The sequence below is a fragment of the Pseudoalteromonas sp. S554 genome, assembly GCF_005930865.1.
In the GTDB taxonomy this organism is placed as follows: Bacteria; Pseudomonadota; Gammaproteobacteria; order Enterobacterales; family Alteromonadaceae; genus Pseudoalteromonas; species Pseudoalteromonas marina.
The window spans coordinates 23,861-44,497 of sequence record NZ_PNDV01000002.1 but is presented as its reverse complement, the minus strand read 5'-3'; the positions used below and the strand labels follow the sequence as shown (position 1 = coordinate 44,497).

The 20,637-nt window shown below is 40.2% G+C and carries 18 protein-coding genes, 1 tRNA gene and 1 pseudogene; 6 read left to right on the top strand and 14 right to left on the bottom strand.

The genetic code is table 11. The features are described 5' to 3' along the window. Positions 1–34: 34 nt before the first annotated feature. Positions 35–111 (top strand) — tRNA-Val (locus CWB65_RS01975). Positions 112–219: 108 nt separating this feature from the next. On the opposite strand, the pseudogene CWB65_RS01970 reads toward CWB65_RS01975, so the two are convergent. The 4 genes and pseudogenes from CWB65_RS01970 to CWB65_RS01955 form a co-directional block, all read right to left on the bottom strand. Continuing rightward, positions 220–1,053, bottom strand: a pseudogene (locus tag CWB65_RS01970) (glycoside hydrolase family 9 protein); the annotation flags it as partial. Positions 1,054–1,075: 22 nt separating this feature from the next. Further along, positions 1,076–2,023 (bottom strand): endonuclease/exonuclease/phosphatase family protein, encoded by a 948-nt coding sequence (locus CWB65_RS01965; protein WP_138739765.1) that lies wholly within the window; start codon positions 2,021–2,023, stop codon positions 1,076–1,078. Between the two features lie 31 nt (positions 2,024–2,054). Further along, positions 2,055–2,510 carry a hypothetical protein gene (locus CWB65_RS01960; RefSeq protein WP_138739764.1) on the bottom strand — a complete coding sequence of 152 codons (456 nt, stop codon included), beginning with the start codon at positions 2,508–2,510 and terminating at the stop codon, positions 2,055–2,057. Beyond that, the gene (locus CWB65_RS01955; RefSeq protein WP_138739763.1) at positions 2,510–4,705 is read right to left on the bottom strand and encodes an LruC domain-containing protein; all 2,196 of its coding nucleotides are present in this window, start codon (positions 4,703–4,705) and stop codon (positions 2,510–2,512) included. Before CWB65_RS01955 ends, CWB65_RS01960 begins: the two co-directional genes overlap by 1 nt. Positions 4,706–4,963: 258 nt before the next feature. Here CWB65_RS01955 and CWB65_RS01950 point away from each other — a divergent pair, with 258 nt between their 5' ends. The 5 genes from CWB65_RS01950 (at position 4,964) to CWB65_RS01930 (ending at position 10,916) form a co-directional block, all read left to right on the top strand. After that, positions 4,964–5,200, top strand: a complete 237-nt coding sequence (locus CWB65_RS01950) for a hypothetical protein (protein WP_039037160.1) — start codon at positions 4,964–4,966, stop codon at positions 5,198–5,200. A gap of 410 nt (positions 5,201–5,610) precedes the next feature. Then, a complete protein-coding gene (gene nirB / locus CWB65_RS01945) occupies positions 5,611–8,184 on the top strand; it encodes a nitrite reductase large subunit NirB (RefSeq protein WP_138739762.1) in 2,574 nt (857 codons plus the stop codon). Further along, positions 8,171–8,524, top strand: coding sequence for a nitrite reductase small subunit NirD (nirD, locus tag CWB65_RS01940; protein WP_138739761.1), 354 nt, complete (start codon positions 8,171–8,173; stop codon positions 8,522–8,524). Before nirB ends, nirD begins: the two co-directional genes overlap by 14 nt. Positions 8,525–8,534: 10 nt before the next feature. Continuing rightward, the gene (cobA, locus tag CWB65_RS01935) at positions 8,535–9,404 is read left to right on the top strand and encodes a uroporphyrinogen-III C-methyltransferase (protein WP_010556330.1); all 870 of its coding nucleotides are present in this window, start codon (positions 8,535–8,537) and stop codon (positions 9,402–9,404) included. A gap of 252 nt (positions 9,405–9,656) precedes the next feature. Beyond that, complete coding sequence (locus CWB65_RS01930) at positions 9,657–10,916, top strand: nitrate- and nitrite sensing domain-containing protein (protein WP_138739760.1); 1,260 nt, start codon at positions 9,657–9,659, stop codon at positions 10,914–10,916. A 55-nt stretch (positions 10,917–10,971) separates the two neighbouring features. Here CWB65_RS01930 and CWB65_RS01925 read toward each other — a convergent pair whose 3' ends face one another. From CWB65_RS01925 to CWB65_RS01880, 10 genes are all read right to left on the bottom strand, one after another. Next, entirely contained in the window at positions 10,972–11,628 is a 657-nt protein-coding gene (locus CWB65_RS01925) for an MOSC domain-containing protein (RefSeq protein WP_138739759.1), read from the bottom strand. Next, complete coding sequence (gene moaE, locus CWB65_RS01920) at positions 11,629–12,108, bottom strand: molybdopterin synthase catalytic subunit MoaE (protein WP_138739758.1); 480 nt, start codon at positions 12,106–12,108, stop codon at positions 11,629–11,631. It lies immediately after the preceding gene. Further along, entirely contained in the window at positions 12,108–12,407 is a 300-nt protein-coding gene (locus tag CWB65_RS01915; RefSeq protein WP_138739757.1) for a MoaD/ThiS family protein, read from the bottom strand. The genes moaE and CWB65_RS01915 overlap by 1 nt, the downstream gene beginning before the upstream one ends. Continuing rightward, positions 12,385–12,855 (bottom strand): cyclic pyranopterin monophosphate synthase MoaC, encoded by a 471-nt coding sequence (gene moaC / locus CWB65_RS01910; RefSeq protein ID WP_138739756.1) that lies wholly within the window; start codon positions 12,853–12,855, stop codon positions 12,385–12,387. Before moaC ends, CWB65_RS01915 begins: the two co-directional genes overlap by 23 nt. A 1-nt stretch (position 12,856) precedes the next feature. Further along, entirely contained in the window at positions 12,857–13,396 is a 540-nt protein-coding gene (gene moaB, locus CWB65_RS01905; protein WP_004587753.1) for a molybdenum cofactor biosynthesis protein B, read from the bottom strand. Continuing rightward, positions 13,393–14,019, bottom strand: a complete 627-nt coding sequence (locus CWB65_RS01900; protein WP_138739755.1) for a molybdenum cofactor guanylyltransferase — start codon at positions 14,017–14,019, stop codon at positions 13,393–13,395. Before CWB65_RS01900 ends, moaB begins: the two co-directional genes overlap by 4 nt. 1 nt (position 14,020) lies before the next feature. Then, the gene (moaA, locus tag CWB65_RS01895) at positions 14,021–14,992 is read right to left on the bottom strand and encodes a GTP 3',8-cyclase MoaA (protein ID WP_138739754.1); all 972 of its coding nucleotides are present in this window, start codon (positions 14,990–14,992) and stop codon (positions 14,021–14,023) included. A 16-nt stretch (positions 14,993–15,008) separates the two neighbouring features. Beyond that, positions 15,009–17,699, bottom strand: a complete 2,691-nt coding sequence (locus CWB65_RS01890) for a nitrate reductase (RefSeq protein ID WP_138739753.1) — start codon at positions 17,697–17,699, stop codon at positions 15,009–15,011. A 21-nt stretch (positions 17,700–17,720) separates the two neighbouring features. Next, positions 17,721–19,247 carry an FAD-dependent oxidoreductase gene (locus tag CWB65_RS01885; RefSeq protein WP_138739752.1) on the bottom strand — a complete coding sequence of 509 codons (1,527 nt, stop codon included), beginning with the start codon at positions 19,245–19,247 and terminating at the stop codon, positions 17,721–17,723. A gap of 227 nt (positions 19,248–19,474) precedes the next feature. Further along, positions 19,475–20,629 (bottom strand): alginate export family protein, encoded by a 1,155-nt coding sequence (locus CWB65_RS01880; protein ID WP_502704837.1) that lies wholly within the window; start codon positions 20,627–20,629, stop codon positions 19,475–19,477. Between the last annotated feature and the right edge of the window lie 8 nt (positions 20,630–20,637).

Here is a 20,637-nt window from a genome sequence, read left to right as displayed (position 1 = left end):
TAATAATAAGTTATATTTAAGAACCTCAAATTGTACGACTGTAGCTCAGTTGGTTAGAGCACTACCTTGACATGGTAGGGGTCGGTGGTTCGAATCCACTCAGTCGTACCAATTCAAAAAATATAAACTCAAGAAAACCTTCTCCCTACTTTTATAGCGCTTTCCTTGGGTCAATAAATAGAATCAACTGAGTTGTGCAAATTAAAACTTATAAAGTTGCTAGTCAGAGAGCGCACCAAGTACATACACAAGTGGCGCATTCCAATTAATCGCAACCTCGTTAGTTGAAAAGCTACACCAATCGTCAACGTATGATTTTGCTGGCTCATTGAATAAGTAGTTACAATTATCTTGTTGTCCTGAATGAGGGCCACCTACAAGCATTCCTGGTACAGGTGCAACAACATTATCACTGTGTGAAATTCGATGATGTGGATACAAAGGTGTTTTAGTGCCAAACCCAGTAACAAAAGAGTACCCCGTAGGGTTTCGCCCTAATACATAATCGACAAGTCCATGAGCTGCATTTTTATAATCGTTATTTTTATTTATCTGAGCGGCTTGTAGCAAAACCATCGCTTTATTTAACGCGGCTGAGTTACTCCCCCATACAAAGTCTGATTTTTGCATAGCAACATTGTATGGACTGCTTTTATGTTGGTTTAAATATATGTCAGCTAAGTCATTTTGCTTTATTTTAAGGGCTTCGTATTCTTGTTTAGACAATAAGTCCTTTGCTTTAAACAGCAAACTACTCAAAGAAAGGTACGATACATTTCGCCACGCTGGAGCCACGTAATCAATATTTATCTCTTTATAAATAGTGTAAAAGTTTTTATTTTTAGTGGTTATAAATAACTCTGCAGCGGCCCAAGCAAATTCATCCTTTAAATAATGATCTCCATATTCACCACTTTTAATATCACTTGGTTGCTCATAATATTGTGTTTGGTTTAAAAGCGCCCAACGCCATGCTTTTATGGCTGCATTTGAATATTGCTTACTCTTATTGGGGTAGTAAGGTTCAATTACCCGGCTAGCCATGGAAAGCGTAGCTGCAAAATTTGAGCGCCTTTTATTTTAGACTTATTTTATAGCTTAACATTTTGTGATCACTGCCTTTAAAGTCCGTGACCACTAGGCTTTGTAATAAAACTTGTTCGCTCATTACACAGTGATCTATAGGTAAGCCAGTCAAAATAGAGTGCCCTTTTTTAAAAGGCATAAAGCTTGAGTATCGATGTTGCCCAAAGCAGGTTTGAGCTTGCTGCCACTCAAAATATGAAGACCAAGGTACTACATTTAAATCCCCGGCGACGAGCCATGCGCCCTTTTCATTTTGTGTTGAAAGCTTTAAGGCCGCTAATAGCGTATTTCTATTTTGCCAATGACGTTTAGAGCGTGGTGAAGGCGGGTGCGCAATAAAAGTGGTCAAAAGCGTATTACCCACCATAAACTTAAGTTTTAAATACCCTAGCTTGTCGCCATCTAATTTAACTTGTTGCTTATAAACCATAGGTATTCGCGATAAAACAACCATACCATAGGGTATTCCCTCAACCTCCTCATAGCCAAACATGTCGGTAGTGGTTATAAATTGAGTTAACAGGTGGCGATTTTTATCACTAAACTCTTGTAAAATAAGCACATCCCAACTTTCATCACGCAAACTTAGTAAATGTGTTGAAAGGTATTTATTACTATAATTAACATTAATTTGCTTGATTGATAAAGCCTCTGAATTAACAGGCGATGTTACGGGAAAAGACACCAAAATAGGGCCTAGCCCCAGCGCGCAAAGTAGGATCACCACTGCAGCTAATTTGTACAGTTTTAACAACATAAGTGCGCACCCACACATCAACGCCGCAATTAACATCTGTATTCGTAAAGATGAAAACACATCGGCATAAAAGCTAGTGAAGGGATTAAACGCGAGTAAGATAAATACGGCTGCTGCACATATAAAAATAATCCGCAAAACTAAATAGTGCGGATTATTACTTTCTGGGATATTTGACATTACTTTTTAAACCTAACCATTTTAATAATTATTATCGGATAACAAACTGTTGTTGTGCTTGAGCAGGTTCGTACTGCCAAGTGAATAAAAGCGGCTCGGTCGACTCATCGTAAAACCAAATTTCAGCAATCAGTTCAATATCTTGATTGCTTGACACTAATTGCGTATCGAGAGCGGTATTACTAAGAGGCCCTCTGTAAATACAGTTGTTATAATCTGCTCGTTGAGATGCCATCTTTGTTTGGCACACATTTAAGTAAGCTCTTACATCGCCCATCCCCAGGTCAACATCAACATCAAGTGAATATTTAGTAGATAAATTAAATTCGTTATCAACAGTAATTGCGTTAATCCCAGTTGGATTATTTGCTGGTGTAGAGGTAGAAGATACCGTCGCGACTGCTGGTGCTTTTGTCTCTTCTGAACCACCGCCGCCACATGCTGTTAACCCTATTGATAGTGATAAAATTAATAGTGTATTTTTCATTATTGTTCCCCTCTTACAACAACATTACTAATACTGTAATCGTTAAACCACGTTGGCTTTTGTTTACCCGATGATTGAGCAAACTCTGCAAAACTTCCGTAAGCGTCGGTTATGTCTACCCCTTCAAGGGGATGCAGCCATTGCATACCGACCTCCATTGCCCACGGTAAACCGTTTTCGTTAAGAAAATACAAGCCATTGCTTTGTACGCTGGCATCATCTGCGTTTGTAACGCTGTAGAGTGATGTATCAAACGCTTCAGTTGGTGCTTGGTTTTTAATGTGTACTTCCCAGCCTCGGGCGTTTTTACCGACTAAAAAATCGCCGTGGTAAAAGCCATCAGTTGCAAAAATAAACGGATCAAGCAGCGTACCGGGAGATGCACTTTTCGCTTTTGGTTCTTTTAAAGGAATACTCATGCTAAAGGTAACTTTAACGTTTTCATCGCAATTATCTTCTGTTCTAAAGTAACTACAGCCCGACTCTTTTGAAACGTGGGCCCAGGTATCTTGCATGAAAATGAGGATAGCTTCGTTTCTACCTGCCTCCAAAGGACTCGCTGTTTGCGGTTGCCCGTCAATAATAAAGCTAATTGCATCTTCATCGACTTCGTCTCGTAAAATAGTGTGAGTGGTATTATTGACAGTTTCTTTTAATCTCACAGCAAAGCCATTATGGTATGTGGCTCCAATACCAATTAGTTGACCATCTATTTTATAGCCAACCACATTGCTCCCTTCCATAAGCTGTGTGGTTCTGTAATTGAGTACTAGATCATTAAAGTCGTAATCACCTGCAAACGGCCATCTATCCTCGTAAGCAAGGGTTACCCAATCATTTTCGCCAGGGTAAACAGCGCTTGCATAAGTGGTAATTTCGTAATCTTCTACTTCGCCGCCCAGCACACCGCCTGTTGCCGTGATCAGCGACGCCTCTGTGCCATCGGTGACTCTGAATCGAGCCCATGTTTGGCCCGCTTTAGTGTTACTTGGCACCGTGATTAAAATGCTGTTATCGCCTTCATTTATAGCACGTTTAGTTACCATTCTTTCGTCTTCAGTAAAACGGCCATTTTGGTCCCAATCAAACCAAGCATATAAAAAGCCAGAAGTAGACGCGTTAACAATAATTTGCGAGTCTTGCCCTGCCGAAATCGCCGTTACAAAACTTACGCCATCGTCTGAATCGTCAATAGGAGACAATAGTAAATCGGCATTGGTATTAATGTTTTCACCATCCACCGAGCTTCCCAAATAAATTAAATCTGAGCCGGTACTATTCGGGTCAAATAAATGCCTTGCGCCACTTTGCTCAAGGCTTGTGTTGTAAGGCGCTGGCGCGTCACCAAAATCAATTGAGCTATCAGTTACTTTTACTTCGGCAATGGCACAGCGCGCACCGTCGTTTTGACTTGATTTAGGCCCCGATGTAAACACATTTGCCACCGGGGTGTAGCCAACGACTGGGCTAATACTTAAATCAACTTTATGGATTTTACCGCTTTTATTGTTACTAAAATAAAACTGGCCCTTCACATCAAAATAAGCCGCGCCAAATGCGCCAGTATCATCGCCTACATCAACTTGAGTAATTAACGTATGGGTATTTGCTGCAATATCTATTTCGTATAAATTGCCATTTGGCTCAACCGCATATAAAAGGTTACTAGCTGGGTGAAAGGCAAAGTCATAAATAGACAATTTCCAAGTGTTTGTATTGGTTAACAAACTTGCCGAAATAGATGCATCTAAGTCACCATCTAAATTAATACCATATAGGCCAAAGTTAGGATGATAAACATAATAGGTAGCTCGTTGGTCATTGCCCTCACCTACAACTTGTATATCACCGACGTAAAAATTAGTGGCAGGTAAACCTTGTACGTTTAGCCGCTTCATTTCGTAGTTGCTGCCAAGCTGCACTACGCTGCCAGGCGTTTGCTTACTGTAACCGTACATGTATTGATCTTTATAATTAAAACCGACTGCGTTAACGCTGTTAGTATTTAATTCGTTAGCGAACGTTAGCTGCGATGCTAAAACGGTAGGTTTAGCTGAAACTAAATCTATTCCGTATAGTTGCGCGTTAGCATCTTGCATTAAAAATGCCTGGCTAGGGCAGGACTCGAATGGTTGACTGAGCACAGCGCATGGAAATATAACTAAGCATGCTGTTGCAAGTTTATTTAGTTTCATAATTTAGCCCTTAAAAAGTTAAGTAATTAAACTGTTGCAGGGTCTATTCCAAAACTTAACTTTATGAATTTATTATAAATAAAATAAATTCAGTATAATCCTAATGCAGTTTGCAATTGACAAGTTTGCATTTTGCAAAATGTGAGAGAATACACTCGCATGTTTACTTACAATTTAAGTATTATTTTTTACCAATAACTATGCTTTACTATTATTGGTTTACGCTAATCAGCTGAGCTTTTTGATTAAGGGGGAAAAATGAGCATTGTTACAGATATATTTTTATGGCTTTTAATTGAAACAGCCTTCGGTTTCTTGTTTTATGCAACAGGTTGTATGCTGTTAAAAGTTACAACGTTTGGAAGCTATAAAATGGAATTTAAAGATTATGCTAGTTTTAAACAAAGGAAATCCAAAAAAGTAGTGCCGGTTATTGCGCTAGGCGTTGGCTTCTATATAACTATGATTACCCTGCTCGCTTTCATTAATAGTTAACTACATAGCTAAAAATCACGTTAGCGCTTATCACTGGTTAAATGGATGTTGCACGCAACATACCCATATGAGTATCTCCCACAATTTAACAAAACAATGGGGATAACTCTCACTCATTTTCAAAACATTAAATATATTTTTTACTGCACTAATTAGTACTAACCTTGCACCTAAAGTGTTCGTTTTTAAATCTCTAAATCCTAAAATCACATTAATATCACTATTAATCAACAACTTAAACTTATGGCTAGGTTATTGCTTTATTGAACACTAAGCACGTTAATTAACGGCATACACATTGGTTGAAAAAGCAACCAGAGGCAAAGAGGCCCGTACACAATTGCATTTAATTACAATTGTGACGGGCTTTTTTGTGTGTAAAATTTAAACCGTCACTGAAGGAATGCCTAATGCAAACCGCGCAAAAAATACTAATAATTGGCAATGGTATGGTCGGACATCATTTTGTAGAAAAAATGCGCCAAAGCGATGCTAACGCAAACATCACCGTTTTGTGTGGTGAAGCAAATCTAGCTTACGACCGTGTTTATTTATCAAGCGTATTTGATGGTAAAACAGCAAACGATTTAGCGCTAACTACTTTAGAAAATTATCAACAACTCAATATTAATGTATTCACTAACCAATGGGTTGAAGGCATAGATAGAGTAAACAAAGTTGTTAATACCCAAACAGGCGATCAATACCCGTACGATAAGCTTGTACTTGCTACGGGCTCGTTCCCGTTTGTGCCGCCAATTAAGGGAAACGATCAACCACATTGTTTGGTTTATCGCACCCTAGAGGATTTAGAGCAAATAAAAGCCAGTGCCGCAGCCAGTAAAAGTGGTGTAGTTATTGGTGGTGGTTTATTAGGACTTGAAGCCGCGAACGCCATTAAACAATTAGGACTTGATACACATGTTGTTGAATTTGCGCCGCAGCTTATGGCTGTTCAGCTAGACAAGCAAGGCGGCACACTATTAAAAAATAAAATAGAAAAACTGGGTGTGACTGTTCATACATCAAAAGCGACCAGCGAAATCGTTAAAGGTGAAACTAGCCGGTTTAGATTAAATTTTTCAGACGACACTTTTTTAGAAACCGACTTAATTTTATTCTCTGCCGGTATTCGTCCTTATGATCAGCTAGGTAAAGTGGCTGATCTAGAGCTTGGGGAGCGTGGCGGTATAGTTATCAATAACCAGTGCCAAACATCAGACCCTGATATTTTGGCTATTGGCGAATGTGCCCTATGGGACAAAAAGTTATTTGGCTTAGTGGCGCCGGGTTACAACATGGCTCGCGTTGCAGCAAGCCAGCTAAGTGGCGGCGAGCTTGAGTTTTTAGGTGCAGATATGAGCACTAAATTAAAACTACTAGGTGTAGAAGTAGGATCTATTGGTGATGCGCATGCAAAAACGCCCAACTGCAAAGAGCTCATTTATCAAGATCCAATTAGAGATTGCTACAAAAAAATTATATTAAATGAAACTGGCGATAAGCTTTTAGGCGCTGTCCTTGTTGGCGATACCAGTGATTACGATACGCTACTTCAATACATGTTAAACGACATGGACTTACCAGAGCACCCTGAATGTTTAATTTTACCAGATAGCGCCGGCGCCCCTTCTCTTGCGGGCAGCGCCCTACCCGATACAGCTACTATTTGTTCGTGTCATAACGTGAGTAAAGGCGACATTGTGGGAGCTATTGATGGTGGCTCATGCGATTTAGCCTCAGTTAAATCATGCACCAAAGCTGCCAGCGGTTGCGGTGGTTGTGCAGCGTTACTTAAATCGGTAGTTGACGACGAACTGGCAAGTCGAGGCGTTGAAGTAAATAATCACCTCTGTGAGCACTTCGCGTATTCGCGTCAAGAATTACTCCATGTGGTTAAAGTAGAAAGCATCAAAACCTTTGATGATTTAATAGCTAAACATGGCAGCGGCCATGGCTGTGAAATATGTAAACCCGCAGTGGCCTCTATTTTAGCTTCAACATGGAACGATTTTATCCTAGAGCCAACACATGTAGGTCTTCAAGATACAAACGACACCTTCCTTGCCAATATGCAAAAAGACGGCTCTTACTCTGTTGTACCGCGTATTGCTGGTGGTGAAATTACACCCGACAAACTCATTGTCATCGGTCAAGTAGCTAAAGACTTTAATCTTTATTGTAAAGTGACTGGCGGACAACGCATCGATTTATTTGGTGCACGTTTAGAAGAGCTGCCTGTTATTTGGGAAAGACTGATTGATGCTGGCTTTGAGACAGGTCACGCTTATGGTAAATCTCTGAGAACGGTTAAGTCGTGCGTAGGCAGTACATGGTGTCGTTATGGCGTACAAGACAGTGTAGGTCATGCCATCGATATCGAAAACCGTTATAAAGGATTGCGTTCTCCTCATAAAATTAAAATGGCAGTGTCAGGTTGTACCCGCGAATGTGCTGAAGCACAAAGTAAAGACATTGGTATCATAGCAACTGAAAATGGCTGGAACTTATACGTGTGTGGTAACGGTGGCATGCGCCCTCGCCATGCAGACTTATTTGCTACCGACTTAGATACAACCACGCTTATAAAATACATTGACCGTGTATTGATGTTTTACATAAAAACCGCCGACAAGTTACAGCGTACTTCAGTATGGATGGAGAACTTAGAGGGCGGCCTTGATTATCTCAAAAGTGTAGTGATTGACGACAGTTTAGGTATTTGCCAAGAGCTTGAAGAACAAATGGATTTGGTAGCGAATACATACGCATGTGAATGGAAAAAAACAGTAGACAATCCAGAAGCAACAAAACGCTTTCGCCAATTTGTTAATAGCCCACAAACCGATGACAACATTTTGTTTGTGCAAGAACGTAATCAAATTCGCCCAGCCACAGACGCTGAAAAACGCGAACAACAGATAACTCAAAACCGAATTGCGGTAACAGAAATACAAGAGGAGCAAGCTGATGTCTTGGCATAATATTGGAACAACCGATTGCCTTGTTGCTAACAGCGGCGTATGCGCACTAGTTAAAAACCAACAAGTGGCTATTTTTTACCTACCACAAAATGAATGCCCTTTATTCGCAGTCGGTAACTATGATCCTATCGGTAAAGCGAATGTGTTATCGCGCGGAATTATTGGCTCTTTCAGTAATAAATTTGTTGTGGCTTCACCTTTATATAAACACCATTTCTGTTTAAAAACAGGCCAATGTCTTGAAGATGAGTCAATTCAAGTCCCCGTGTTTGATATTAAAATTGAAGACGGCAACGTATTTATAAACGCTGAGCCTAAAGCAATAGCAGCTGTCGCTTAGAGGAATAATTATGAGTGTGCTCTCTTATTTTTCGGGTGTTGAAAACATCTGGTTAAACAAGGTAATTAACAAGCTAACCAATGGGGTTAAGTTTACCGACAAAAAGGCTAAAAATGGCCATGTTTATATTATTGGTGCGGGCCCAGGCGATGCCGAGCTAATTACTGTTAAAGCTCAGCGATTAATTCAATCTGCCGATATTATTTTGTATGACTGGCTAGTAAGTGAAGATTTACTAAACACATTACCTAAAAAAGCACAGCGAGTATTCGTAGGCAAACGCGCTGGTAAACACTCTATGTCGCAAGCGAATATTTGTGATCTTTTAGTTAAGTATGCTCAACAAGGGTTAAATGTAGTGCGCTTAAAAGGCGGCGACCCGAGCATTTTTGCTCGTATAAATGAAGAAGCTGACGCGCTAACACAAAATAATATTAGTTTTGCAATTGTTCCTGGTGTGACAACCGCTTGCGCTGCATCGGCATATACAGGTATTCCCTTAACTGCTCGTGATGTAGCTCGCAGTGTAACTTTTTTAACCGCTCAATTTGCCGATCCTAAAAAGTTACCTAATTGGCAAAATTACACATTTATGCAAGGTAAAAACAACCCAACACTTGTTGTTTACATGGGGCTGAGTAGGCTTAACGAATTATGTAAAGGCTTAAAATCAGTAGGTTGGCCCGACAACACTTCTATTGCCTTAATAGAAAATGCAACAACAACTAACCAAAAAATAATAACAGGGTCTATTAACGATATATCGAATAATGAATCAGTAGCTACGTTAATGGGGCCAACGCTCATTATCATTGGTGAAGTAGTTAATCATACAATGAATATTGACCCAGCGCTTTTAGTGCAACATGTTAACGCTTAACGCACTATCCGCGCTTATTCTTCCCCAGGAATAAGCGCGTTTTTTAATACCGGTACACCGTGTGGCAAAACTCTTTTTTAATGCACCAAAAAGGGGCTTTTCGTGTTGCTAAAATAAATCTGTTTTTACTTTATTAGTTTAAAGTAATACACAAGCAGCTGTTTTAAATTGATTTTAATTTGAATAATGAAATCTTTACATATATGGAATAGAGGTTGCACTTCATAAACAAAAAAGTGCGGAAATAACTCCATGCAAACAGCAAACCCTCTCACAAAACAATTTTTACTTGCGGCTAAATATCAAGAAATAGACGCGCTAAAACAATTACAAAATAGCTGTGCGTCGTTAACAAAATTAGGCGACTTTGTTCATCAATTGCAGAAAGAACGTGCTATGAGCAATATATTTTTAGCGTCTAAAAGCCTACAATTTAATTGCGAACTTAAAGAGCAAATAATGGTAACGCAAACGACCCAACGTTATTTTAATGACTCTTTAAAAACAACTTTTATTACCGACACCTCCTTAAATGGTCATTCGAGGCTGTATAATTTAATTTCTCATAGCTTGCAATCACTCGACGCATTACCCTCGCTTCGTTATCAAATAGCGAATCAAAACATTACACCCGTTCATGCTACCCAGTCATTTACAAACCTAATTGCCGGCTTGTTAAATATAATTTTAGAAGCAGCCGATGGTGCAAACGATCCGCAAGTTATTCGCCTTTTAGTGGCTTATTTTAACTTTATGCAAGGCAAAGAGTATGCAGGACAAGAGCGTGCCTGTGGCGCTCAAGCCTTTGCCGAAAGTAAGTTTTCATGCGAACAAAAACAGCAACTTGCTCATTTTATGCAAGAACAAGAAAACCGTTTTTCCTTCTTTAGTGAATACGCCGACAATCATTTATTAAAATGTTACTCATCACTTATAGAGCACCCGGTTAATAAACAAGTTGATCAACTAAGAAGCCTGCTACAAAAACTAGACGACCAAAATGCACAACCTTTATCTCAGTTAAGTGAAGTGTGGTATGAGGTAACGACTACTCGCATCGATATAATGCATAAAATTGAGCAAAATATTAGCGACCATTTAATTGATAGCGCAGCGATGCGGATTGCTGGCGCTCAACGAAAGCTTAACTCAAACAAGCAAATATTAAGCTCACTAGAACAAGAGTATATTCCTGTTTCAGATGGACAACTCGCTCTTAAAATAGGTGAGCCTTCAAATTCGGCGGTAAGTAAGCTGAGTAGTAATAAAACAATGTACGATTTAATACTTGAGCAAGCACAACATATAAAACAAATAAACCAAGCTTTATTAGATGCCAAACAGCTAATAAGCGAACAAAAAGTCATTCATCAAGCTAAATATATTTTAATAGAACAGTTAAAAATAAGTGAAGAGCACGCTCATAAACAGCTTCAAAAACAGGCAATGGAATCGCATAGTTCACTGTATGCAGTGGCTAAAAAAATAATTGAATTGAGTGAGTGTGAGTAAAAATAAAAGGCTAATGAGCCAAACACGCATAGTCACCTTTTAATTTTAAAATAAATTATTGGTGAAGTTCTAATGAAAGCTTCTTTTTAATTTTAGTTTGCCACTCAAGTGCAAGCTCGGGGAGTTCAAGTGCTGCTAATAATACGCTTTCATAATCTGGGTATTGTTTATCAAAAAACGCCTGAAACAACGTTTTAACCGAAATGTTGTGTTTGGCTTTATGTTCAATAGTCACGGCATCGCCACTTTTAGCAACACCTTGCTCAAGCACTCTAAAATAAACACCCGTGTGGTAATACTGGGTAAACAGTTTTAGGCTTTGTTTATTATTAAGTGCAATGGCAAGCTTAAAGCACGGCACTCGCGGCTGGCTTACTTCAAGTAGTGCTGTACCTACACGAATACGATCGCCTATATGAATATTTTTCTCATCAAGCTCTGAAATTGTGAAGTTTTCGCCAAAGGCACCGACTGCTAAATCATCATTTTTAAGGGTGCGTTTCCAGTAATCATAATGATTGTGCGAAAACGCATAAACCGCTTTATCAATACCGCCGTGATTAACTAAATCGGCTTGTTCATCACCTATTATCTTTAGTTTTTCAATAACAACCGGCTCATTGGTTGGCGTTTTAAATATACCGGTTTTGACCTCTTTGCCGTTATGCACGACCGTTTTTATTTTAGAAATATTGGTAGAGATTATATGCATTTACTTAATTGCACCCTGTTCGATACCTTGCCATTTATTTAACGCTTGCTTGTCGCTTTGTTTAAACTCAACCCAGTTTGAGGAGTCTTTAAAATGCTCTTTTTTCCAAAACGTGGCGTGGTTTTTTAAGTAATCCATTATAAATTGTGCGCCTTCAAACGCGGCTTGGCGGTGGCGGCTAGTTACCCCAACAAATACAATTTGCTCACCAAGCGCTAAATAGCCTACTCGATGAATAATACTTATGCGGGCAAGTTGCCAGCGTGTTTGTGCTTGTTCGGCTATCGATTGCAGTAGTTGCTCAGTCATCCCTGGGTAGTGTTCAAGCTCAAGGGCGATTACGTTATCGCCGCTGCTAAATTCTCGCACCAACCCTGTAAAAGTAACTACGGCACCATCACTTTTGTTATTACTGCAAAGTGCATTGTGTTGCTCACCTACTGAAAAATCCTGCGTTTGTACGTTAATGTTTATACTCATTAGCCACCTGTAACGGGTGGGAAAAAAGCAAGTTCATCCCCTGCTTTTACAAGCTCATCGCTTGATGACATAGTTTGATTAAGCGCACACAATACATCACGCTCTTCAAGCCATGCCTGCCAATGCGGGTTTTGCTCAACCAGCATGTGTTTAAACGCTTTAATGCTAAGGGTATGCGCTATCTCAACGGTTAACTTATCGCACTTTAGGCGCTCTTTTAGTTGGCCAAAAAAGAGTACGTTTACATGCCCTGCAGCTGCATCAGTATCATTTAAATTAGTCTCGCTGCCAGCTGCCATGTTTGCCTCCTGCTTTTTGCGTTACACGCATACCGTGTATTTCCATAAGCGGGTCGGCGGCTTTACACATATCAAATAATGTTAGGGTAGCCACAGATACAGCGGTGAGCGCTTCCATTTCAACGCCCGTTTTACCTGCTAATTTACAGTAGCTGGTGACTTTAATTTGGCTATTTACTTCATCAAGTTCAAAATCAACGGCTACTTTACTCAGTGCCAGCGGGTGACAAAGCGGAATTAAATCAGCGCACTTTTTAGCGCCCTGAATACCCGCGATTCGGGCTACGCCTAGCACGTCACCTTTTTTATTTTGATTAAGCAACACTTGCTCAAAAGCCTGTTTGCTCATTTTAATGTAGGCCTCGGCAGATGCATCGCGCAGAGTGACCTCTTTTAGCGATACATCAACCATGTTTGCTTGGCCATTTTCGTCTACGTGGCTCAGCATATTATTGCTCTCGCGATTCGCATTTTTTACCAATAGTAATATGCGGGGCAAAGTTACATGGCTTATGCATTGAGTCTAACTGATCTTTTATAATACCTGTCCAGGCTGTTTTACATGCGCCCGTAGAGCCAGGCATACAAAAAATAACGGTGTTATTGGCAAGGCCCGCCAACGCACGTGATTGAATAGTTGAGTTACCAATTTCGCCGTACGAAATATGTCTAAATAGCTCGCCAAATCCATCTACGCTTTTATCAAACAGCGGTGCAAATGCCTCTGGTGTTGAGTCACGCTCGGTAAAACCCGTACCACCGGTGACTAAAATAGCGTGAATGGTGTCATCGGCAATCCACTGCGATGCAACTGCTCGCATTTGGTAAACATCATCTTTAACTATGTCTTTATCCGCTAAGTGATGGCCTGCTTCAGTAAGGGCTTTAATTAAATAATGGCCTGAAGTATCCGTAATTTCATCGCGTGTATCGCTTACTGTCATTACGGCAATGTTTAATGCAATTTGTGACTCAGTTGTGTGGCTCATAGGGTTCTTCTCAATAAATTAGGTTTGTGTTGGTCAAATTGCTCGTTAACAGCTTTAAATTGCGCCGGTGTATTGGTATTAACAAGTGCATGCGCTTTATTACATTTTAGCGTTTGCACACCAATACTACGGGTAAACTGTTTAATTGATTTATGACTATTTGCGTTTATGAGTAATTGTTTTAAATGACGTTTAACGCTTTGGGTGTTTCGAATATACAGGGGTAACGGTTCATTTTCAAAGTGCCACGCATGTATTTGTGGCTGATTTGTTTGAAAGTGGGAATTAACGCTTGCTGCAGATGCAATTTGCGATAATAAAGTGCACGTAAGCAATGGCATATCAACAGCGGTTATAAGTATATCCTGCTCTGTTGCCATTAAGGTTGAATAAATCCCGCCAAGCGGGCCAGAACCTGGGTATATATCTGCTATGTATTGCGCAGTAGCATTTTTTACATTACGGCTTATAAGTACATCACTTGCTCCTGCTGCTGTTAATAACTCACATGCATTTTGCAGTAAGGTTTTATTTTTTAAAATGAGGTTGGCTTTATCGCTGCCCATTCTTGATGATTGCCCTCCGGCGAGTACAACGCCCGTAAATACAGCTTTATTGATCATTTTAGCCGCCCAACATAGCTAAATGGGTTGTGGCGCCTGTTAAGCGCTTATCAAGCTCATGGCTAATAGTTTTATTACCCATTGCCGCTTGAATCGCGTTTACAGTGGCTGGCATATCTTGCGCATTTAAATGCGGGCGTAAATCTATCCCTTGCTCGGCAAACAAGCACAAATGCAATTTGCCTAATGACGATACTCTTAATCGGTTGCAGCTTTTACAAAAATCTTTACTGTAGGGCATAATTAAGCCAATGCGACCCTCAAAATCAGGATGACAAAACTCCTCTGCAGGGCCGTTTAATTTACCTCTCACTACCTGTAACCAACCTTGTGCTAAAAGCTGCGTTTTAACACTTTGCCCGCTTAAATGGTTTTGTTCAAAAAAGGTGGCACCATTGCCTGTTTCCATTAATTCAATAAAGCGTACCGTTACTTTTTTATGTTTTACCCAGTCTAAAAAATCATTCAATTGGTTTTTATTAAATTGCTTAGCCAGCACTGCATTTATTTTTATATCTTTTATACCCAGCTCAATTGCCCGGTCTATCCCTTTTAAAATATGAGTTAGCTTGTCGTGTCCTGTAATTAATTTAAACATACTCGGGTTTAAGCTATCTATACTAATGTTTAGCGCATCTAGGCCAGCGCTGTAAAACTCATCAATTTTATTAAATAAGTTAAATCCATTGGTTGTTATGGCGACTTTTTCTATGCCTGGGGTGTTTTTACATTGCTTTATAATGTCGGTTACGTCACTGCGTAAACACGGCTCACCGCCCGTAATGCGCACTTTTTTTGTGCCTAATTGCGCAAACGCATTTACTAAGGTGTTTATTTCGTTTTTATTTAAAAAGTTACGCGGGGTATCGCACTGATACCCGTTTGGTAAACAATAGGTGCAACTAAAGTTACACACATCGGTAATTGAGAGGCGCAAATAGTTAAACTGCCGACCAAATTGATCATTAAGCATATGCTTCCTTGTTTATTTACATTTCAACTGCAACATCAATACTGTTAGCGTGTTGCGTAGTATGCTGCTTTATTAATTGGCTTAACTGGGTTTTACACGACCCACAGTTAGTGCCGCATTTTAATTTAGACCCCAATTTTTCTACTGTATTTTCACCACATTTAATGGCCTTTATAATGGGCTGTTCACGTACTTTAAAGCAACTACATACTTGCGCGCCTTGGGTAAATTCTTCATCGGGCATGGCATACAACAATGACTGTAATTGGCTAAAGGTTATTAAAGGCTCTGCAAATAAATGATTTATCCACTCAAGTGATATGTCTTTTTGAGCTAACGAAACAACCGCAACAAACACTAACTGCTCGTTTTGAATACATTGAATATGCATGGCTTTTGCACTGCCCATTGCCGACCACTGCCCTTGTAACCCTGTCAGTGTTTGGCAATAATAAAGTAAGTCATTTTGTGCCTCATTAAGTGCTAACTGGTAGTTAACACAATTACTTGCGTTAACTTTAAGCCAAAAATCACTGGTTATTTTAAGCTCTGTTTTGCTAAAAATTTGCATGTACTGAGCAAACTGCGCTTTAGATAAATCAACAGCACCATGCTTACACTCAGGCTGGCCCGATATAGGGTCAACAACCGATTGATAAAGCCCACTTACCGTTGCGGATGAGGCAAATTGCTTGTTCCAGTGAATAGGCATAAAACATTCGCCTTTACGCACAGCATCCGTCACCTTTGCATGAGCCGTAACCTGCCCAGTTTTAGCATTGGCGGTTATTAAATCGTTTGCTTTTATATTTAGTCTGCTGGCATCAATGGGGTTTATTTCAATGTATGGGCGGGTTATATGAGTAGAAAGCGCTGTACTTTTTCCGGTGCGACTCATTGTATGCCACTGATCGCGTATTCGCCCTGAGTTCATTACAAACGGGAAATCGCTTGAGGTTTGTTGCACAGGAAGTTTGGGCGTTATAGGTATAAAGCGGGCTTTTTTATCTGCGGTGCTAAATTGATTATTAACAAAAACCTGCCCGTTTTTATATGGCTCATTTTTTAGTACCGGCCACATAACCGGTTTTAAGTTATCGTATTGCTGCTGTGAAAGCCCTACTAAGGCTGATAAATTTAATAGCCTATCACCGTTATTTTCAAAATCAGTCAGTTGTGCCCATTCTTCAAAAATGCCACTGGGGTCTGTAAAATCAAATCCTTCAAAACCCATTTTTTGAGCAACTAAACACATTATTTGCCAATCGTTTTTAGCCCCAGAGAAAGGCTCAACTAGCGGGCGCTGCCTCGATATTCTTCGTTCTGAATTAGTCACTGTGCCGTTTTTTTCGCCCCATCCGGTTGATGGGAACGCCACATCAGCAAATTTTAGCGTATCACTTTTAGAAATACAGTCAGACACAACCACCAGCTCACATTGCTCAAGTGCATGTTGTATGGCTGCGTTATTAGGTAGGCTTACCATAGGGTTAGTTGCCATTACCCAAATAGCTTTTATTTTGCCTTTGGCGATTTCATCAAACATATCAATCGCATTACACCCTGCTTTTTTAGCTATTGTTGGTGATTGCCAAAAACGCTGCACTAACTGTTGATGCGCGTTGTTTTCAATGTCTAAATGTGCTGCTAATTGATTTGCCAAGCCACCTACTTCACGCCCACCCATTGCATTAGGTTGCCCAGTTATTGAAAACGGGCCACAGCCAGGTTTTAACAATTTGCCCGACGCTAAATGCGCATTTATAATGGCATTACACTTATCAACCCCTGAGCTTGATTGGTTAATACCCATTGAATAAAAACTAATGGCGGTTGGGCTTTTTGCAAATAAGGCGTAAAAGTCACTGACTAGCTGCGCGTCAATATCACAAAAATCACTTACTGCTTTAATACTCCACTTTTTAGCCTCTGCAAGCGCTGTTTCAAAGCCGTTTGTATACGCGTTTATAAATTGTGTATCTAAATAGTTATGTTCACTTAAATAATTAAGTAAGCCGTTATAAAGTGCTGCGTCGCTGCCTGGTTTTATATTTAAAAAGGTATCGGCAAGTTCGGCTGTATCAGTTTTTCGCGGGTCGATAACCACTACTTTCATGTTTGGATTAAGCTTTTTTGCGCGCTCCATACGCTGGTAAAGCACCGGATGAGTCCAAGCTGCATTTGAGCCAATTAAAATAAGTAGCTCAGTTTGCTCTAAATCGTCGTAGGTACATGGTACTACGTCCTCACCAAACGCACGTTTATAACCGGCAACCGCCGATGACATACACAGCCTTGAGTTTGTATCTATATTGCCTGAACCTATGTAGCCTTTCATTAATTTATTGGCAACGTAGTAATCCTCAGTGAGTAACTGCCCCGATACATAAAACGCAACCGATTCCGGCCCATGCTCTTTAATAATGGCGTTAAATCTATTAGCAACGTAATCAGTTGCCGTATCCCAGCTAGCGGGTTCGTTATCAATAAGGGGCGATGTTAAGCGGTTATCACTGCCGGTGGTGTCAAGCAAATGCGTGCCTTTAACACATAAACGGCCAAAATTAGCGGGGTGCTCGCGCGTGCCTTCAAGTTTTGTTGGGGTATTATTTAATAATGAAATATCAACCCCACAGCCTACACCACAATAAGCGCAGGTAGTTTGTTTAAGCAAAGGCGTGTTTGAACAAGTGTTTAAAGTTTCCATACTGCTCTCTTATTGTGAGTGTTAAGCGCTCTGTGAGACTGGCTCATCTACTGGGGTTAGCGTGGCTATTTTATTGTTAAGTGCACTGCTAATAACGCTTTGCACTAGTTTTTCACAGCCTCCACACCCCGTACTTGCTTTAGTAGCTTGCTGCACTTTATTTAAATCGCTACAACCTTGCATAACAGCGTGTTCAATGGTGTGTTTTGTAACCTTGTGGCACGCACAAATAATAGCGTCACTTGGTAAATCATCAGCGCTTAGCTCGCCCGTGTCACCTGCAAGCGGCATTATTAAAGACTCTGCGGGCACACTAAGGTCTATACTATTTAAGTGATACTGCAATAAGTTATCGTAATCACTGGTATCGCCAACCAGTACAGCACCTATGAGTTTATTGCCTTGCTCATTAGTGACTACTTTTTTGTAAATACCGTTTGGCTGATCTTCAAAGTAATAGCTAATTGCGCCTTCACTGCGTGCATGGGCATCACCAATTGAGCCCACTTCAACACCCATTAATTTAAGCTTAGTGCTCATATCGGCGCCGCTAAATTCATCAGTTTTGTTTGAATAGTTGCTTAAAGGTGTGTTTGAAGCTGTACTTGAAGAGAGGTGTTTTAAAACATGCCCCGCCGCTACTTTTGCCATCGCGTAACCCGGTGCTACAAGACCAAAAATAAAGTTATTCCAAAGGGCGCATTCGCCTATTGCGTATATGTTTTTATCACTCGTTTGGCAATGGTTGTTTATTACAATGCCGCCGCGCTCACCTATTTCTAAATTAAACTCGCGAGCTAGGTTATCGTATGGGCGAATACCGGCCGAAAATACTATCATGTCGGTTTCTAGGGTTTGACCACCCTTAAAGCACATTTTATAACGGCTGTTTTCACCTTCTATAATTTGCTCTGTCGCCACTGAGGTATGCACTTTAACGCCAAGTTCAGTAATTTTATTTTTAAGTAATCGCCCACCAGCCCCATCTATTTGTACGCCCATAAGTTGAGGTGCAAATTCTATTACATGGGTTTGCAAGCCAAGCTGCTTTAATGCGTTGGCTGCTTCAAGCCCTAGTAAACCACCACCAATAACAACGCCTACTTTACTATCTTGTGCTGATTTTTTTATAGCGTGTAAATCGTTAATGGTTCTGTAAACGAGGCAATGATCACGATCTTTACCTGGAATGGGTGGCACAAATGCAAACGAACCCGTTGCCAGTATTAGCTTGTCGTATTCAAATGACTCGCCTTTTGCAGTAGTAACCTTTTTTGCATCTCGGTTTATATCAACCACTTTAGAATGAGTATGGAAACACACTTGCCAATCTTGATAGGTTTTACTGCAGGTAAGTGCTAAATCGTCTTCGGTTTTGCCGTTAAAAAATGACGAGAGCTGAACGCGGTCATAAGCGAGGCGGTCTTCACCACTGAGCACGGTAATATCAACATTTTTGTTATCACCTTGCTGCGATACTAGCTGCTGTACAAAATGATGCCCAACCATTCCGTTTCCTACGACGACAACACGCTGCTTGCTTGGCATTAAAATCACCTGTTTTGTTCAAAGTACTCAATGCATAAATGAGTACTTCAAACGTATAATTTGTTATGTAGTTGTTATAGCAATATGCAAGCCAGATATATAATCAATATATTACAGTGACTTAACCAAATTAGTGCAGTAAAAAAGAAGTGAAAGCACCACAAGCTGGCGCTATTGCACCAACTTGTAACGCTTTAAATTCAATAACCAGAGCTCTGGTTAAATACTTAAAATTTAGCGCTCACCCACACCCATAGTTTTTGGGTATCAACTTTGCCTGCAGCACTATCGCCTGCTGAATAATCGGCATATTTAGCGCCAACGGCATAGGTTTTATTAATAGGCTTAACGTATTGCACGTTTAGCTCTGAGCCTAAATCATCAACGCCATTGACGCTGTCGTTTGCATCAAAGCTGTGATAAGCCACTAACCATTTACCGTCAAAGGCTTTACCATTTAAGCTTACATAAGTGTCATCAAGCCCTTGTGCAGGCGTTGCTAAAAACGTATCAGCCCAGCCATTAAATTTATGCATTGTGGCAAGCGGCGTGGCAAAACCATAATCGCTGTTATCAGAACCCAGTGACTCAATACCGGCTTTTAGTGTCACGTTTTTAATACCTAAACCGGCTAAATCAACGCCGCCTTCAAATGCATAATAATCAGCGTTAAAATCACTCATGCTCGTTGATGCAGATTGCGTGGCATACTCTGCTTTATAGTAAACCTTAGTATTGCTGAGCGTTTTATTACCATTAAAAGAAACGCCATAAGTATCTAAGCTGTCATCATCTACTGCGTCGTTACTTAATAAGTAACTGTATAAAACCACTTTACCCAAGCTTGTTTTAAAACTTGCATTGATAAGGTGATCGGATGAATCAATATCTTTGCTTTCGGCAAATATACGGTTGCGCTTGCTTATGTAGCTATAGTGCAAATTAATATCATTAAACGTGTAATTGACTGTTGCCGCATCAAAAGTTTGCCTGTCTTGTCTAAAGCCAACGTGACCCACAAACCGCTGCCCATCAAGCGCTATTACTTGCCTACCCACTTTAATTGATAACGAATCTTTCGCGTATTTTATAAAACCTTGATCTACTTCTGTAGTTTCTGGGTCGGCTATTACTGAGTAATTAGTATTTTTACCCAGTGTATTGTTGTAATCGTCTACACCTAACAGGCTTCGGCTGTCTTCAACTTCAATAAGTGCAGAAAAACCATTCACTTCATCTGTTTTATGAGTAAGGCGTGTGCGCAGCGTTAAGCTACTTGCATCTTTTAACGCGTTATCTTGCTCTGCGCTTTCAAAACGCAGTCTAAAGTTAAGATCGGTTTGCGCTGCAACACTAATTGAAGGCGCAGTTAAGCTACCCAGTATAAAAA

Bases quoted from the DNA above. Each gene is read 5' to 3' on its own strand.
- CWB65_RS01965 (WP_138739765.1), bottom strand. From the start codon at position 2,023: ATGTCAAATATCCCAGAAAGTAATAATCCGCACTATTTAGTTTTGCGG.
- CWB65_RS01960 (WP_138739764.1), bottom strand. From the start codon at position 2,510: ATGAAAAATACACTATTAATTTTATCACTATCAATAGGGTTAACAGCA.
- CWB65_RS01955 (WP_138739763.1), bottom strand. From the start codon at position 4,705: ATGAAACTAAATAAACTTGCAACAGCATGCTTAGTTATATTTCCATGC.
- CWB65_RS01950 (WP_039037160.1), top strand. From the start codon at position 4,964: ATGAGCATTGTTACAGATATATTTTTATGGCTTTTAATTGAAACAGCC.
- nirB (WP_138739762.1), top strand. From the start codon at position 5,611: ATGCAAACCGCGCAAAAAATACTAATAATTGGCAATGGTATGGTCGGA.
- nirD (WP_138739761.1), top strand. From the start codon at position 8,171: ATGTCTTGGCATAATATTGGAACAACCGATTGCCTTGTTGCTAACAGC.
- cobA (WP_010556330.1), top strand. From the start codon at position 8,535: ATGAGTGTGCTCTCTTATTTTTCGGGTGTTGAAAACATCTGGTTAAAC.
- CWB65_RS01930 (WP_138739760.1), top strand. From the start codon at position 9,657: ATGCAAACAGCAAACCCTCTCACAAAACAATTTTTACTTGCGGCTAAA.
- CWB65_RS01925 (WP_138739759.1), bottom strand. From the start codon at position 11,628: ATGCATATAATCTCTACCAATATTTCTAAAATAAAAACGGTCGTGCAT.
- moaE (WP_138739758.1), bottom strand. From the start codon at position 12,108: ATGAGTATAAACATTAACGTACAAACGCAGGATTTTTCAGTAGGTGAG.
- CWB65_RS01915 (WP_138739757.1), bottom strand. From the start codon at position 12,407: ATGGCAGCTGGCAGCGAGACTAATTTAAATGATACTGATGCAGCTGCA.
- moaC (WP_138739756.1), bottom strand. From the start codon at position 12,855: ATGCTGAGCCACGTAGACGAAAATGGCCAAGCAAACATGGTTGATGTA.
- moaB (WP_004587753.1), bottom strand. From the start codon at position 13,396: ATGAGCCACACAACTGAGTCACAAATTGCATTAAACATTGCCGTAATG.
- CWB65_RS01900 (WP_138739755.1), bottom strand. From the start codon at position 14,019: ATGATCAATAAAGCTGTATTTACGGGCGTTGTACTCGCCGGAGGGCAA.
- moaA (WP_138739754.1), bottom strand. From the start codon at position 14,992: ATGCTTAATGATCAATTTGGTCGGCAGTTTAACTATTTGCGCCTCTCA.
- CWB65_RS01890 (WP_138739753.1), bottom strand. From the start codon at position 17,699: ATGGAAACTTTAAACACTTGTTCAAACACGCCTTTGCTTAAACAAACT.
- CWB65_RS01885 (WP_138739752.1), bottom strand. From the start codon at position 19,247: ATGCCAAGCAAGCAGCGTGTTGTCGTCGTAGGAAACGGAATGGTTGGG.